Source organism: Sporosarcina sp. Marseille-Q4063 (genome assembly GCF_018309085.1).
In the GTDB taxonomy this organism is placed as follows: Bacteria; Bacillota; Bacilli; order Bacillales_A; family Planococcaceae; genus Sporosarcina.
Window position 1 is genome coordinate 3,760,589 of the sequence record NZ_CP070502.1, and the last position, 15,443, is coordinate 3,776,031.

The window sequence follows — 15,443 nt, forward strand, 5'->3', positions numbered from 1 at the left end:
ATGGGAAAACTAATTCAGGAAATACAATTACTAAATGGTGATGGGGAATTGATTACAAGAGATGTAAGAATAACGGGTGACAAAGTATCGGAAATCGGCGAGCAACTAGAAGTCGGAGGTTCGCAAGTCATTGACGGAAAAGGCCTGTTTCTTTCACCAGGATTTGTAGACGTTCATGTCCATTTACGCGAGCCGGGCGGAGAACATAAAGAAACGATTAAAAGTGGAACACTAGCAGCAGCAAAAGGCGGCTATACAACTATCTGTCCAATGCCAAATACAAGACCTGTACCGGATACGATAGAAAACCTGACACTCGTAAATAAACTTATAGAAGAAAATGCACTCATTCGAGTACTCCCATATGCATCCATTACGATTCGCGAAGCAGGAAAAGAACGCACAAATCTGTCGGAATTAAAAGAACACGGCGCATTCGCATTTACAGATGACGGGGTAGGTGTTCAACAAGCAGGCATGATGTACGAAGCGATGCAAGACGCGGCGAAAATCGGGATGGCAATTGTTGCACACTGTGAAGACAATACATTAATTTACGGCGGTGCGCTGCATGAAGGAAAACGAAATATGGAACTTGGCCTTCCTGGAATTCCATCCATTGCAGAATCCGTTCACATTGCACGCGATGTTCTGCTCGCAGAAGCTGCAGGCGCGCATTATCATGTTTGCCATGTAAGCACGAAGGAATCCGTCCGAGTCATTCGCGACGCAAAAAAAGCAGGCATTCATGTAACCGCGGAAGTGAGTCCTCACCATCTTCTATTATCGGAAAATGATATTCCGGGAGATGACGCAGATTGGAAAATGAATCCGCCACTTCGCGGGGAAGATGACTTACAAGCACTTCGTGAAGGGTTACTAGACGGTACGCTAGACGTTATTGCAACGGATCACGCACCGCATACAGCAGAAGAAAAAGCTGCAGGAACAAAAACAGCGCCATTCGGAATCACAGGGCTGGAAACAGCATTCCCGCTGTTGTATACAAACTTCGTGAAAAAAGGTACTTGGACACTTCAGCAACTGGTGGATTGGATGACGAAAAAACCAGCTGAAATTTTTGACTTGCCATACGGCACACTTGAAGTCGGAGCGACGGCAGATCTTGTTCTCATCGATTTGAATAAAGAACTAGCGATTGACCGAGAAACCTTCGTGTCAAAAGGAAAGAATACGCCATTTGACGGGTGGGTATGTGCTGGTTGGCCTGTGACAACAATTTTCGAAGGAAAAGTCGTTTGGGAGGATGGACAATAATGAAGAAAAGAATGCTCATTTTGGAAGACGGCACGACTTTTATTGGAAAAGCATTTGGTTCAGATGAAGCTTCAATAGGTGAAACAGTTTTCACGACAGGGATGACCGGCTACCAAGAAGTGATTTCAAATCCATCCAATTGCGGACAAATGATTGTCATGACGTATCCGTTAATCGGGAACTACGGCATAAATCGCGATGATTTTGAATCGATCGAACCAGCGATGAACGGCATTATCGTCCGAGAACTTGCCGACGAACCATCGAATTTCAGAAGCGATATGTCTTTGGATGAATTGCTGACTATGAAAGGCATTCCAGGAATTCAAGGCATCGATACTCGAAAGTTAACACGCATTCTCCGCGAAAAAGGTCCGTTAAAAGGAATTCTTACGGCAACGGGTGAAGAAATCGACACCGCGGGAGAAATTGAGCGAGTAAAAGATTTCCAACTCCCGACAAATCTCGTTGCCAAGGTTTCAACCAAACGACCGTATCCAAGTCCAGGCCGCGGCGAACGTGTTGTCGTCATCGATTACGGCATGAAACATGGCATATTAAGAGAATTGAACAAACGCGACTGCGACGTTATCGTCGTTCCGTATAATTCCTCATCCTTGGAAGTTCAGTCCTTGTATCCGGATGGCATCGTGTTAACGAATGGCCCGGGAAACCCAGAAGACGTTGCAGGCGCGGTTGATACAATAAAAGATTTGCTCGGTACAGCGCCGATCTTCGGCATCGGACTGGGTCACCAATTACTGGCGCTTGCATGCGGGGCTAGTGTTGTTAAATTGAAAAATGGCCATAGAGGCGGCAATTACCCGGTAAAAGATTTACAAACGGGAAGAACAGAACTTACAGCGCAAGGTCACGGCTATGCAGTTGACGAGGCGACATTGGAAGGAACGGGTCTCCATGTAACGCATAAAGCGCTCAACGACGATTCAATTGAAGGTTTGGAAAGCACCGAGCACACAGCATTCTCAGTCCAATTTTATCCTGAAGCTTCACCTGGACCAGAAGATGCCAATCATGTATTTGATCGTTTTACTGAACTAATGAAAACGAACAACCGAAAGGAGCAATTCAATGCCTAAACGAAACGATATCGAAACGATTTTAGTAATAGGTTCTGGACCGATTGTAATTGGCCAAGCGGCTGAATTTGATTATGCGGGGACGCAAGCTTGCCTTTCTTTAAAAGAAGAAGGTTACCGTGTGATTTTGATTAACTCGAACCCTGCAACAATTATGACAGACACAGAAATTGCCGACAAAGTATATATCGAGCCAATCACGCTTGAATTCGTCAGTCGAATCATTCGAAAAGAACGTCCAGATGCGCTGCTTGCAACATTAGGCGGTCAAACGGGACTAAATATGGCCATTGAGCTTCATGATTCTGGCATATTGGATGAGTTAAATATCGAAATACTAGGAACGAAATTAGATGCCATTCACCAAGCGGAAGACCGTGATTTATTCCGCACGCTGATGAATGACCTCGGAGAACCCGTTCCGGAGAGCGATATTATCCACAATCTTGACGAGGCGTTCGCATTTGTTGAACGAATTGGTTATCCGGTCATTGTTCGACCAGCCTTTACACTCGGTGGAACAGGCGGCGGGATTTGCGAAAATGATGAAGAATTAAAAGAAATTGTTGCGAACGGATTGAAAGCGAGCCCGGTTACACAATGTCTTCTTGAAAAGTCCATTGCAGGTTTCAAGGAAATCGAATATGAAGTCATGCGTGACTCCGCAGATAACGCAATTGTCGTTTGTAATATGGAAAATATTGATGCAGTGGGGATTCATACTGGCGACTCAATCGTAACAGCGCCATGTCAAACATTAACAGACCGTGAAAATCAAATGTTGCGAAATGTTTCCTTGAAAATCATTCGCGAATTGGGGATTGAAGGCGGTTGTAACGTTCAACTTGCGCTCGATCCGCATAGCTTTAACTACTATATTATCGAAGTGAATCCGCGTGTAAGTCGTTCTTCGGCACTCGCTTCCAAAGCGACTGGTTATCCAATCGCAAAATTAGCAGCGAAAATCGCAGTCGGCTTGACGCTAGATGAAATGATGAACCCGGTGACTGGAACAACATATGCCTGTTTTGAACCGACACTTGATTATGTCGTGACAAAAATTCCGCGTTGGCCTTTTGATAAATTTGAATCTGCTAAACGAAATCTTGGCACTCAAATGAAAGCTACAGGAGAAGTCATGGCCATCGGGCGGACGTTTGAAGAGTCGATTTTGAAAGCGGTTCGTTCCCTAGAAGTTGGTCAATTTGACTTAGGCTTAAAAGATGGCGCTGGTATGACCGATGAATGGATTGAAAAAAGAATCCGCCGTGCAGGTGACGAACGACTATTTTTTATCGGCGAAGCTTTGCGCAGAGGGGTTACAGTTGAGACCCTTCATGAGTGGAGTATGATCGATAAATTCTTCCTTCGTAAATTCGAAAACATTATTACTCATGAAGATGTTGTTGGTGCAGATCCATTCAATCCAAAAACATTATATGAAGCGAAACGCATGGGCTTTTCCGACGTTGCGATTGCAAAACTCTGGAATACAAAAGAAATCGAAGTATATAACTTGCGTAAAGAACTGGACATCATTCCAGTTTATAAAAAGGTTGATACATGCGCAGGTGAATACGAGTCCGATACACCTTATTTTTACGGAACTTATGAAGAAGAGAATGAATCGATTCGAACCGATAAAAAAAGCGTCATCGTATTAGGTTCTGGGCCGATACGAATCGGTCAAGGCGTCGAATTCGATTATGCGACGGTCCACTCTGTTTGGGCAATCCAAGAATCAGGCTACGAAGCGATTATTGTTAATAATAATCCAGAAACAGTTTCGACGGACTTCTCCATATCAGATAAACTTTATTTTGAACCGTTAACGTTGGAAGATGTTATGAATATTATCGACCTTGAACAGCCAGAAGGCGTCATCGTTCAGTTCGGTGGACAAACCGCTATCAATCTCGCGGACGGACTTGAAGCACGCGGCGTGAAAATTTTAGGAACATCGCTTGAAGATACGGACCGTGCGGAAAATCGAAATAAATTCGAAAGTGCACTTCGTGAAATTAGTATCCCGCAACCGCTTGGAAAGACGGCAGTCTCTGTTCCAGAAGCAATTGATATCGCCAATGAAATTGGGTATCCGGTTTTAGTTAGACCTTCTTACGTACTCGGCGGCCGTGCGATGGAAATCGTTTATGCGGAAAAAGAACTGATTTATTATATGGAACACGCGGTTGAGGCAAGTCCAGAACAACCCGTTTTGATTGACAGATATTTAACAGGAACTGAAATTGAAGTAGATGCAATCAGCGATGGGGAAAATGTTCTTATCCCAGGAATTATGGAACATATCGAACGCGCTGGCGTTCACTCCGGGGATTCAATCGCCGTGTTCCCGCCGCAAAATTTATCTGCTAAACATGTAGAAACAATTACGGATTACACAACAAGGCTTGCACAGGGTTTAAATATTATCGGGCTCCTTAATATCCAATACGTTATTTCAAAAGATGAAGTATATGTAATCGAAGTGAATCCGCGTTCAAGTCGTACCGTGCCGTTCTTGAGTAAAATTACGAATATCCCGATGGCGAATATTGCAACGAAAGCAATCCTTGGACAATCAATTATTGAACAAGGCTATCCATCCGGACTTGCAGTAGCGCCAGAAGGGGTCTATGTAAAAGTTCCCGTGTTTTCATTTGAAAAACTTGGACGTGTGGATATCACACTTGGCCCTGAAATGAAATCGACTGGTGAGGTTATGGGGAAAGACGTAACAATTGAAAAAGCGCTTTATAAAGGGCTTGTTGCAGCAGGTATGGAAGTAAAAGAATATGGATCGATATTAATGACAGTTTCCGATAAAGATAAAGAAGAAATTGTCGGGATTGCGAAACGATTTACGAATATCGGTTATCGAATTCTTGCAACAGAGGGAACTGCAACTGTGATAAAAGATGCGGGAATTCGCGTGGAAATGGTCGACAAAATCGGTTCGGAAGGGCCGACGCTTCTTGATGTCATACAAAAAGGCGAAGCTCAACTTGTTATTAATACACTGACAAAAGGAAAACAACCGGAACGCGATGGTTTCAGAATTCGCCGTCAAACAGTCGAGAACGGAATCCCATGTTTCACATCACTGGATACTGCGATTGCAATGCTTCGCGTCATCGAATCCATGACGTTCCAAACTGAAGAAATGATAAAACAAGAGGTGCGCGTATGATCATCCAAGACAAAATGATCGTGAAATCTCAAAAAGAAATCGCGCATAATATTTTTGAGATGACGCTTTCTGGAAAACTTGTTCATGAAATTACATCACCAGGACAATTCGTTCATATTCGTGTGAGTGATTCAAACGAAATGTTGCTGCGCAGGCCCATTTCAATCGCGGCGATAAATGAAGAAGAAAATGAAATTACAATTTTATATCGTGCTGAAGGACAGGGAACTAAAGCCCTTTCAACGAAACGAGAAGGCGATATAGTCGATGTACTAGGCCCGTTAGGAAATGGTTTTCCCGTCGAAGAAACGGAGGCTGGTGAAACAGCCTTCCTTATAGGCGGCGGAATCGGCGTGCCTCCGCTGTATGAACTGTCAAAACAATTAACAGCAAAAGGTGTCAATTGCATCCACGTGCTCGGTTTTCAATCGGAAGATGTCGTCTTTTATCATGAAGAGTTTAACGCATTAGGTGAAACGCATATTGTAACAGTTGACGGTACAGCTGGAACACAAGGGTTCGTGACAAATGTGATGAAAAAGCTGGGCGCTGACTTTTCGACTTATTACAGTTGCGGCCCGATGCCGATGTTAAACGCAGTTGAAAAAATGTATGAAGGCAAAAAAGGATTTCTTTCATTCGAACAGCGAATGGGTTGCGGAGTCGGGGCTTGCTTCGCATGTGTTTGTGAAACAACAGCGGGCACGGAGAAAAACTATATTAAAGTTTGCTCCGACGGTCCGGTATTTCCAGCGGGGGTGGTGGCGATATGAACAGACTTTCAGTAAATCTACCAGGTTTACAGTTGAAAAACCCGATTATGCCAGCATCCGGTTGTTTTGGATTCGGAAAAGAGTACGGGAAGTTCTATGACTTATCTGTATTAGGCGCGATTATGATAAAAGCGACAACGCTTGAAACAAGACTTGGGAATCCAACGCCGCGCGTTGCCGAAACGTCTTCCGGCATGCTCAATGCGATTGGACTTCAAAATCCGGGATTGCAAGGCGTAATGGAAGGGGAACTTCCATGGTTGGAACAGTTCGATGTTCCGATCATCGCGAACGTCGCAGGTACAGAAACCGCGGATTATGTTGAAGTTGCCAAAGTGATTTCCACTGCGCCGAATGTTCATGCGCTAGAATTAAACATTTCTTGTCCGAACGTCAAAGAAGGCGGAATTACATTTGGAACTGATCCGTTAATCGCGAAAGAGTTAACTGCCGCGGTAAAAGCCGTTTCCAAGGTGCCTGTTTATGTAAAATTATCACCGAACGTCACCGACATAAAAGAAATTGCAATCGCGGTCGAAGAAGGCGGTGCGGATGGAATTACAATGATTAACACGCTTCTTGGCATGCGACTCGATGAAAAAACGGGGAAGCCAATTATTGCAAACAAAACTGGCGGATTATCAGGCCCAGCCATTAAACCAGTCGCGATAAAAATGGTGCATGAAGTGAGCCAAGTCGTCAACATACCCATTATCGGTATGGGCGGGGTAGCGAATACCCAGGATGTCATCGACTTTCTTTCGGCAGGCGCAAGTGCGGTTGCGGTCGGAACTGCGAACTTCGTAAATCCTTTTATCTGCCCGACAATTATTGAAGAATTACCTGCAAAACTAGATGAACTTGGAATCGATCACATTTCCGAATTAGTAGGAAGGAGCCACCGATTTTGATTAAATCACCGATTATCGCACTCGATTTTCATTCAGCAGAAGAAGCATTTATATTTTTAAAACCATTCGAACAAAGTGTAAACGTGAAAGTGGGCATGCAACTTTATTATAAAGAAGGTCCCGCAATCGTCGCGAAGTTAAAAGAAGAGGGCTATGGTGTTTTTCTCGATTTAAAACTCCATGATATCCCCAACACTGTGAAATCAGCGATGGAAGTTCTTGCAGGATTCGGCGTTGACCTTGTAAATGTGCATGCGGCTGGCGGTAAAACGATGATGGAGGCGGCATTGGAAGGGCTCGATAAAGGAACGCCAGCGGGACTTCAGAGGCCTTCAATCATCGGGGTCACTCAATTGACATCGACTGATGAAAGACAAGTTCGTGAAGAACAATTGATAGATGCTTCGTTGGAAGAATCTGTTTTACATTATGCGAAATTGACACAGCAAGCAGGACTTGACGGCGTTGTTTGTTCAGTCCTAGAAGCATCCGCAATTTCACAAACTTGCGGGCCAGAGTTTTTCAAAGTGACACCTGGAATCCGTCTGGCAGATGATGCGAAAAATGACCAAATCAGAATTGCAACACCTGAAGAAGCACGACTCTCGGGCTCAACTCATATCGTAGTTGGCAGATCAATTACAGCTGCACAAGATCCATACGCAGCATACAAATTAATTACTTCACAGTGGGAAGGACTGAGATAAATGGTCAAAAAAGAAATTGCAGAAATTCTATTGAATGTCGGTGCCGTTGAAATCAATCCCAACGAACCATTTACTTGGGCATCCGGCATTGAATCCCCAATTTATTGTGATAACCGACTAACGATGTCGGACCCGGTTGGTCGCAAACAAATTGCTGAAGGTCTTGCCGATTTGATCCGTACGAAATACCCGGAAACGACGATCATTGCTGGTACCGCAACAGCCGGAATTCCACATGCTGCATGGGTGGCAGATATTCTTGGTTTGCCAATGGTTTATGTCCGATCATCAGCAAAAGGGCACGGAAGAAGTCGTCAAATTGAAGGGAAAATCAATCACGGCGATAAAGCGATTATTGTAGAAGATTTAATCTCAACAGGAGGTAGTAGCTTAAACGCTGCCGCTGCGCTTCGCTCTGAAGATATTGAAGTTACGGGGATTGTCTCAATCTTTACATATGAATTGAAGAAAGCTGATGAAGCCTTCGAAGCTGAAAAATTAACATACGAAAGTTTAACGAATTTCGGTGCACTAATTGAAGTATCGAAAGAAAAAGGTGTAATAGATGAAAACTCAATCAGCAGCTTGCTTGATTGGCATGGTAAATTAAAAGAAGGTAGATTATAAACGAGTAGATGGGCGTCTGAGATTGTTCTCAGACGCCTAAACTTATTCATTCATGATATCCTTTCCCCGGCGTTCGAACTCCGTGCTTCATCTTCTGAGCGCGTCGTGTAAAGGTAATAAAAAACGAGATCATTCCGATACGAGAATAAACGTTGGAGCACCGAGAGCAACCGGACCCGCAGCGAGAGCAAACCGCTACGCAACGAGAATAAAAAACGGATTCACCTCGATACGAAAATAAACATTGGAGCAACGAGAGCAACCGAACCCGCATCGAGAGCAACCCGCACCGCAACGAGTATAAAAACGAATTCGCTGGCGCTACGAGCAGAACTCCACTCCACTCTCTTAATTCTAAAAGCCCCAAAAAACGCAAGCAGCTAATTGACTGCTCACGTTTTTTCATCAATTCATTTCCGCAATTTCCGAACTAAATCTTCTTCAGGGGTTACAAATAGCGTTTTTTGTTCAAAGTAGATAACAAACCCCGGTTTGGAACCGTTCGGCTTTTTGACATGCTTCACTTCCGTGTAATCGACTGGAACAGATGATGATTCACGTGCTTTACTGAAGTACGCTGACAACATGGCTGCTTCTAAAATTGTATTTTCGTCTGGTTGGTCGTCATGAATGACGACATGTGAACCAGGGATGTCTTTCGTATGGAGCCAAATGTGATTTCGGGAGGCTACTTTAAATGTCAAGTAGTCGTTTTGTTTATTATTTTTCCCAACGGAAATTGTTATTCCGGAAGATGAAATATACGTTTCCGGTTTAGGCTTTTTGGGTTTTCTGCGTTTCTTTACATTGCGTGCTTTCATAAATCCAAGTTCAGCCAATTCTTCACGTATTTCTGCGATGTCATCGGGGGAAGCTTGAATGACTTGCTGTTTCAGCATTTCGAAATACTCAATGTCTTCCGCTGCTTTTGTGAGTTGCTCGGCAATCATGACCAAAGCATTTTTCGCTTTCGAATATCTCGTGAAAAATCGTTGCGCATTTTCAATAGCTGATTGTCGTGGATCCAACGGGATTGTAACTGTTGTTCCTTGTTCATAATAGTTGTCAACAACTGCTTCGGATGCACCTTTTTTAATCGCATGACTATTTGCCGTTAATAACTCGCCGTACAACTGGAAAGTATCAAGTTTACTTGCGGACTCTTGTTCTTTCTGCAACTTCTTGACTTTTGAATTAATTTTGGCAATCTCATTGTCAAGCCAACGTTCCAAGTCAGCAGCTTGCGATTTAACCCGTTCCCGATCTGCACGTTCAAAATAAACTTTGTCGAGTAACTCGCTGACTGTGTTAAATTTAGCGATAGATTTGTCAGTATGTGTCAAAGACGTTGCCGAAAAAACAGTTCGATTTCCTTTTTCAGAAATATTCGGGTGTGCATTCTCGCTATTAAATGAAGACAGAAAATCTTCGAATACCGTAAAACCTTCATTTGAATCGCCATTTTGAATACGGAATAATAATTCCTCGCCGTTAATGGGCGAAAATCCGGAGAAAATCCGTACAAAATCGCGACCCGTTTCGATCTCAGGAAGCAAATCAATAAATTCTTGTTCCGTTATTTCGAAGGGATTAAGTTTATCTTGCGGTGGCGCCGGTATATAAGGCTGACCCGGTAATATTGTGCGATAACTATTAACTGAAGGAGGCAGATGCTTCATACTATCAACGATTAGTTCTCTATCAGGATCAACAAGTATTAAATTACTATGCCTACCCATAATTTCAACATACATTGTTCGACGGATATCATCTCCGATTTCATTTTTCGCTCGGATAGCAAATGAAATTATTCTGTCCGTTCCATATTGTTCGATAGAGGAAATAAAACCGCCTTCTAAATGTTTTCGCATGACCATACAAAACATAGGAGGTTCCGGAGGGTTCGTAATCGCTTCATCCGTCAATTGAATTCGAGAATAGGACGGATGGACGGAAATAAGAAGCCGATGATTTTGACCGCCTGACCGAATGAGAAATACGAGCTCTTGGGCGTTCGGTTGATGTACTCTCGAAATACGTCCCCCTTTTAATACTTGTAGTTCTTTTACCATTGCTGTAGTGAATAAACCATCAAATGCCATAACGATTCCTCTTTCATTACATTTTGCTCCATTTTAGCACTCTATCATCCATTTATGCTATAATATGAACACGAAGTTTATTTCGAAATAAATTTGATCTAACTAAAAATTGACAAGTATACCAAACAAAAAGAGGGATTAAATGTACAAAAAACGGGGACTTCTAATCGTTCTATCCGGGCCGTCCGGTGTTGGTAAAGGAACGGTGAGAAAAGAGCTATTTACACAACCGAATACGAACTACGAGTATTCTGTCTCAATGACAACGAGAAGCCCACGGGAAGGCGAAGTAGATGGCGAAGATTACTTTTTCAAATCGCGTCAAGAATTCGAGCAACTCATTGATCAAGGAAAACTTCTTGAGTACGCTGAGTATGTAGGGAATTATTACGGCACACCGTTAGATTATGTCAACGCGACACTCGATGCTGGACGAGATGTTTTTCTAGAAATCGAAGTGGTCGGCGCAGCGCAAGTTCGCGAACTCGTTCCGGACGGGCTATTTATTTTCTTGGCTCCACCAAGTTTATCCGCACTTGAAACTCGACTTATTGGAAGAGGCACCGAACCAGCTGACGTCATTAAGTCGCGAGTAATGAAAGCGCGCGAAGAACTAGAGTTGATGAATTTGTACGACTATGTAGTCGAAAACGACGAAGTTCAAAATGCCTGTGAACGAATTAACGCAATCGTAACAGCTGAACATTGTCGCAGAGAACGCGTTGAAAAAATATATATCCAGATGTTGGAAGGGGATTGCTAAATGTTATATCCATCGGTCGATTCAATGAAAGCGAAAATTGATTCAAAATACATCCTTGTCACACTTGCTTCTAAACGTGCGCGTGAAATCCAAGAAGAAGGGAACAAGCTGCTCTCATCTTATAAAGCGAAAAAAGACGTAGGTAAAGCTTTGGAAGAAATCGTGGCGGGTGTTTTGACAAAAACAACACAAGATGAATCGATTATTTACGAAGACGAAGTTTAATTTCAATAAAATTAAAATAGTGATGACAACATACTCCCTAAGAAATTTGTTTTTCTTTGGGAGTTTGTCATTTTAGAAAGGAAGAGTTTAGTGTTAGCAGATAAAAAAATTCTTATTTGTGTAACGGGTGGCATTGCGGTTTACAAAGCAGTTGCGCTCGTTAGCAAGTTATCCCAAGCGGGAGCAGATGTGAAGGTTGTTATGACAAAATCAGCTATGGAGTTTGTGACGCCACTAACTTTTCAAGCAATGTCGCGAAATGACGTTTTTTTCGATACGTTTGATGAAAAAGATTCTCGTGTGATTGCACATATCGATTTAGCCGATTGGGCTGATTTGGTCATCGTTGCACCGGCTACAGCAAATATTATCGGCAAAGTAGCAAATGGCATTTCGGATGATATGGTGTCAACCGTTCTTTTAGCTACAACAGCTGAAGTTTGGTTCGCGCCGGCCATGAATGTCAATATGTATGAAAAACAAGCGGTTATCCGAAACATTGACACGTTAGCTAAAGACGGCTATCGATTTATCGAACCATCAGAAGGTTTTCTAGCTTGTGGATATGTCGGAAAAGGACGCCTTGAAGAACCTGAGAAAATTGTCGCACTTGTTGAAGAGAATTTCCTAGGTGAAAATTCACCTGAGAATTTCCTAGGTGAAAAATCTCCTGAAAATTTGCCGCTAGCAGGGAAAAAAGTTGTGATTACAGCGGGACCGACACGTGAAAGAATCGACCCTGTTCGATACGTGTCGAACTTTTCAAGCGGGAAAATGGGGTATGCGATGGCCGAAGCAGCGGCTAAACTTGGTGCCCAAACAATACTCGTGTCTGGTCCGGTCTCGCTTGATGCTCCAGCGGGCGTCCAAGTGATTCATGTGGAAAGCGCAGCTGAGATGTTTGAAGCGGTAATTCGAAATTATGATGATGCGGCAATTGTTATTAAAGCAGCCGCGGTCGCTGATTATCGTCCTGCTGAAATTCATACGCAGAAAATCAAAAAATCGGATGATGATTCAGTCATTAATCTAGAACGAACGACTGATATTTTGAAAACACTCGGAGATCAAAAACATCAACAACTTCTTGTGGGCTTTGCGGCCGAAACCGAAAATGTCATTGAAAATGGCATAAGCAAGTTAAACAAAAAAAATCTGGATTTCATTATCGTAAACGATGTAACGGATCCTGATGGTGGTTTTGGGAATGAAACAAATGTCGTCACGTTATTATCAAAAAACGGAACGAATAAATCCTATCCCGCAATGCCGAAAAATGATCTTGCAACTCTTTTACTGGAGACAATAATTGAAGAGGAAAAGGTCGGCGCTTCGCATGATTGCTGAAGTGATTGTTGACGTCGCGGCCTTTCCGATTGATAGGCCGTTTGATTACATAGTTCCTGAACCGTTGATGTCAATAATTGAACTGGGCGCGCGTGTTAAAGTTCCTTTCGGGCCTCGGAAAGTCATTGGCTATATAACGAAGTTGAAAGAGGAAAGTGATCTAGAAGCAAGTAAATTAAGACCAATCCATGAGTTAGTCGATTTGGAACCAGTGCTAACGAATGAATTGTTAGACCTTTCCAAGTGGCTAGCGGAACAAACCTTATCTTATGAAATTGACGCGATGCAAGTGATGTTGCCTGCTGCAATGCGCGCAAAATATGAAAAATTTATTATCGTAAATGAACCTAAAGAAATTGATGACATAGAATTCAGCTTGTTCTTAGCTGGTAGAAATCGTGTTCCGATGAAAGAAGCGGAATCACGCAACTTGCTTGGGGTATTGAAAAGCTTAGTCAAAGATGGAGTCGTGACAGTCGATACAACAGTTAGTCAACAAACAGCCATGAAAAAAGTCCGGATGATTCGGATGGAAGAAGAAGTAGAACTTGAGCGCATTAAAGAAACATTGCATCAAAATGCGACGCGTCAAATTGAATTGGTGAATTGGATGATTGAAAATGCCGGGAAAACAGTTCCCGCGAAAACCATCACTGACGCATTAGGGATACAAAGCACGGTCATTAAAGCGCTTATTGACCGAGGGGCGGCGTATGAAGCATACGAAGAAGTATACCGGGAACCTGAAGCACCCGGACTAAAAGATGTGCCAATTCCGGTGCATTTAACAGATGAGCAGGAAGTTGCCTTGGAGAGTATTTCCGCTTCGATAAAAAGTGAGAAGCCAGAGACTTTTTTATTGCACGGTGTCACGGGCAGCGGAAAGACGGAAGTCTATTTACGCGCTATCCAAGAGGTTTTGGCGAATGGGAAAGAAGCAATTGTTCTTGTCCCCGAAATTTCATTAACGCCGCAAATGACTGCCCGGTTTAAGGCGCGTTTCGGCCCGCTGGTAGCAGTGATGCATAGTGCGCTTTCTTCCGGTGAAAAATATGATGAGTGGCGAAAAATTCGACGAGGCGAAGTGAAAGTTGTCGTTGGCGCCAGATCAGCTATTTTCGCACCATTTGAAAATGTTGGAATCATCATTTTGGATGAAGAACATGAGGGAACATATAAACAAGAAGATAATCCCCGATATCATGCTAGAGATGTGGCGATTAAAAGGGCTGAATATTATAATTGCCCGGTTATTCTCGGAAGTGCAACTCCATCACTTGAATCTTACGCACGTGCTTCAAAAGGAGTCTATACATTACTCACTTTAATGAACCGGGCAAAAAATCAAGCGCTTCCTGAAGTAGCTATCGTTGATATGCGTAATGAATTGAAATCTGGAAATCGATCAATGTTTTCAGTCGCGCTAGCAGAAGCAATCCGAAAACGTTTAGAAGTAGGCGAACAAAGTATTTTATTTCTGAACCGCCGAGGATTTTCTTCTTTCGTTCTCTGCAGGGATTGCGGAACAACAGTTGAATGCCCGAATTGCGATATTTCATTAACTTATCATCGGGCAAATGAGCGTTTGAAATGTCACTATTGTGGTCATGAAGAACGTGTTCCTTTAATATGTCCAGAATGTGAAAGTGAACATATTCGTTTTTTTGGAACGGGTACGCAAAAAGTAGAAGAAGAAATAGCGAATCTCGTTCCAGAAGCACGAGTGATTCGTATGGACGTTGACACGACAAGACGTAAAGGATCTCACGAGCGTTTACTACGGCAATTCAGTGAAGGGAAAGCCGATATTTTACTGGGGACTCAAATGATTGCGAAAGGGTTAGACTTTCCGAACATTACGCTAGTCGGCGTTCTCGCAGCCGATACGACGCTCCATTTGGCAGATTTTCGCGCTGCTGAAAAAACATTTCAATTGATGACTCAAGTAAGTGGACGTGCCGGACGACATGAACTGCCCGGCGAAGTATTCATTCAAACGTATTCTCCGGAACATTACGCGATTGAATTAGCGAAAGAGCATCATTACGAACCTTTTTATAATTTGGAAATGGCTGCGCGAAGGCAATATGGCTATCCGCCATTTTATTTTGTGACGCTTATCCAATTTACACATGAAGATGTCTTGAAGGTTGCAGACTATGCGAGTCGAGCCGCAACCTTTTTACAGTCGAATTTGTCGCCTGAAACAGTAATTATCGGACCGACAGCAGCTGCGATTAGTCGAGTGAACAATAGATATCGATACCAATGTTTGTTAAAATACAAAAAAGAGCCTAAGCTAACCGAAACGTTACAACAACTGATCAGATTATACCGTACGGATTGGATTAAGGCAGGCCTTACAATGAGCGTAGATGTAGATCCAGTATCTATTTACTAACCAGAAAGAAATGAGGAAC

Annotated in this window: 12 protein-coding genes; 11 read left to right on the forward strand and 1 reads right to left on the reverse strand. The window is 43.0% G+C overall.

Annotated elements, in window-relative coordinates:
* The 7 genes from JSQ81_RS18890 to pyrE are packed head-to-tail and all read left to right on the forward strand — an operon-like array spanning position 1 to position 8,586.
* Positions 1 to 1,278 carry a dihydroorotase gene (locus JSQ81_RS18890; RefSeq protein ID WP_212605524.1) on the forward strand — a complete coding sequence of 426 codons (1,278 nt, stop codon included), beginning with the start codon at positions 1 to 3 and terminating at the stop codon, positions 1,276 to 1,278.
* On the forward strand, positions 1,278 to 2,378 hold the full coding sequence (locus JSQ81_RS18895; protein ID WP_212605525.1) for a carbamoyl phosphate synthase small subunit: 1,101 nt from the start codon (positions 1,278 to 1,280) through the stop codon (positions 2,376 to 2,378). The genes JSQ81_RS18890 and JSQ81_RS18895 overlap by 1 nt, the downstream gene beginning before the upstream one ends.
* The gene (gene carB / locus JSQ81_RS18900; RefSeq protein WP_212605526.1) at positions 2,371 to 5,568 is read left to right on the forward strand and encodes a carbamoyl-phosphate synthase large subunit; all 3,198 of its coding nucleotides are present in this window, start codon (positions 2,371 to 2,373) and stop codon (positions 5,566 to 5,568) included. The genes JSQ81_RS18895 and carB overlap by 8 nt, the downstream gene beginning before the upstream one ends.
* Entirely contained in the window at positions 5,565 to 6,341 is a 777-nt protein-coding gene (locus JSQ81_RS18905) for a dihydroorotate dehydrogenase electron transfer subunit (protein WP_212605527.1), read from the forward strand. Before carB ends, JSQ81_RS18905 begins: the two co-directional genes overlap by 4 nt.
* The gene (locus tag JSQ81_RS18910; protein WP_212605528.1) at positions 6,338 to 7,252 is read left to right on the forward strand and encodes a dihydroorotate dehydrogenase; all 915 of its coding nucleotides are present in this window, start codon (positions 6,338 to 6,340) and stop codon (positions 7,250 to 7,252) included. The genes JSQ81_RS18905 and JSQ81_RS18910 overlap by 4 nt, the downstream gene beginning before the upstream one ends.
* Positions 7,249 to 7,959 carry an orotidine-5'-phosphate decarboxylase gene (gene pyrF, locus JSQ81_RS18915; RefSeq protein WP_212605529.1) on the forward strand — a complete coding sequence of 237 codons (711 nt, stop codon included), beginning with the start codon at positions 7,249 to 7,251 and terminating at the stop codon, positions 7,957 to 7,959. The genes JSQ81_RS18910 and pyrF overlap by 4 nt, the downstream gene beginning before the upstream one ends.
* Positions 7,960 to 8,586 (forward strand): orotate phosphoribosyltransferase, encoded by a 627-nt coding sequence (pyrE, locus tag JSQ81_RS18920; RefSeq protein WP_212605530.1) that lies wholly within the window; start codon positions 7,960 to 7,962, stop codon positions 8,584 to 8,586.
* A gap of 410 nt (positions 8,587 to 8,996) precedes the next feature.
* On the opposite strand, the gene JSQ81_RS18925 is transcribed toward pyrE, so the two are convergent.
* Positions 8,997 to 10,688, reverse strand: coding sequence for an Rqc2 family fibronectin-binding protein (locus tag JSQ81_RS18925; RefSeq protein ID WP_212605531.1), 1,692 nt, complete (start codon positions 10,686 to 10,688; stop codon positions 8,997 to 8,999).
* Between the two features lie 142 nt (positions 10,689 to 10,830).
* On the opposite strand from JSQ81_RS18925, the gene gmk reads away from it, so the two are divergent.
* The 4 genes from gmk to priA all read left to right on the forward strand — a co-directional run bounded on the left by gmk (position 10,831) and on the right by priA (position 15,424).
* The gene (gmk, locus tag JSQ81_RS18930; protein WP_212605532.1) at positions 10,831 to 11,451 is read left to right on the forward strand and encodes a guanylate kinase; all 621 of its coding nucleotides are present in this window, start codon (positions 10,831 to 10,833) and stop codon (positions 11,449 to 11,451) included.
* Positions 11,452 to 11,676, forward strand: a complete 225-nt coding sequence (gene rpoZ, locus JSQ81_RS18935; protein ID WP_212605533.1) for a DNA-directed RNA polymerase subunit omega — start codon at positions 11,452 to 11,454, stop codon at positions 11,674 to 11,676.
* Between the two features lie 90 nt (positions 11,677 to 11,766).
* Complete coding sequence (gene coaBC / locus JSQ81_RS18940) at positions 11,767 to 13,023, forward strand: bifunctional phosphopantothenoylcysteine decarboxylase/phosphopantothenate--cysteine ligase CoaBC (RefSeq protein WP_212605534.1); 1,257 nt, start codon at positions 11,767 to 11,769, stop codon at positions 13,021 to 13,023.
* Positions 13,013 to 15,424 (forward strand): primosomal protein N', encoded by a 2,412-nt coding sequence (gene priA / locus JSQ81_RS18945; RefSeq protein WP_212607743.1) that lies wholly within the window; start codon positions 13,013 to 13,015, stop codon positions 15,422 to 15,424. The genes coaBC and priA overlap by 11 nt, the downstream gene beginning before the upstream one ends.
* The last annotated feature ends 19 nt before the right edge of the window (positions 15,425 to 15,443 follow it).

Coding starts and splice junctions, on each gene's coding strand:
- JSQ81_RS18890 (WP_212605524.1), top strand. CDS start 1: ATGGGAAAACTAATTCAGGAAATACAATTACTAAATGGTGATGGGGAA.
- JSQ81_RS18895 (WP_212605525.1), top strand. CDS start 1,278: ATGAAGAAAAGAATGCTCATTTTGGAAGACGGCACGACTTTTATTGGA.
- carB (WP_212605526.1), top strand. CDS start 2,371: ATGCCTAAACGAAACGATATCGAAACGATTTTAGTAATAGGTTCTGGA.
- JSQ81_RS18905 (WP_212605527.1), top strand. CDS start 5,565: ATGATCATCCAAGACAAAATGATCGTGAAATCTCAAAAAGAAATCGCG.
- JSQ81_RS18910 (WP_212605528.1), top strand. CDS start 6,338: ATGAACAGACTTTCAGTAAATCTACCAGGTTTACAGTTGAAAAACCCG.
- pyrE (WP_212605530.1), top strand. CDS start 7,960: ATGGTCAAAAAAGAAATTGCAGAAATTCTATTGAATGTCGGTGCCGTT.
- JSQ81_RS18925 (WP_212605531.1), bottom strand. CDS start 10,688: ATGGCATTTGATGGTTTATTCACTACAGCAATGGTAAAAGAACTACAA.
- gmk (WP_212605532.1), top strand. CDS start 10,831: ATGTACAAAAAACGGGGACTTCTAATCGTTCTATCCGGGCCGTCCGGT.
- rpoZ (WP_212605533.1), top strand. CDS start 11,452: ATGTTATATCCATCGGTCGATTCAATGAAAGCGAAAATTGATTCAAAA.
- priA (WP_212607743.1), top strand. CDS start 13,013: ATGATTGCTGAAGTGATTGTTGACGTCGCGGCCTTTCCGATTGATAGG.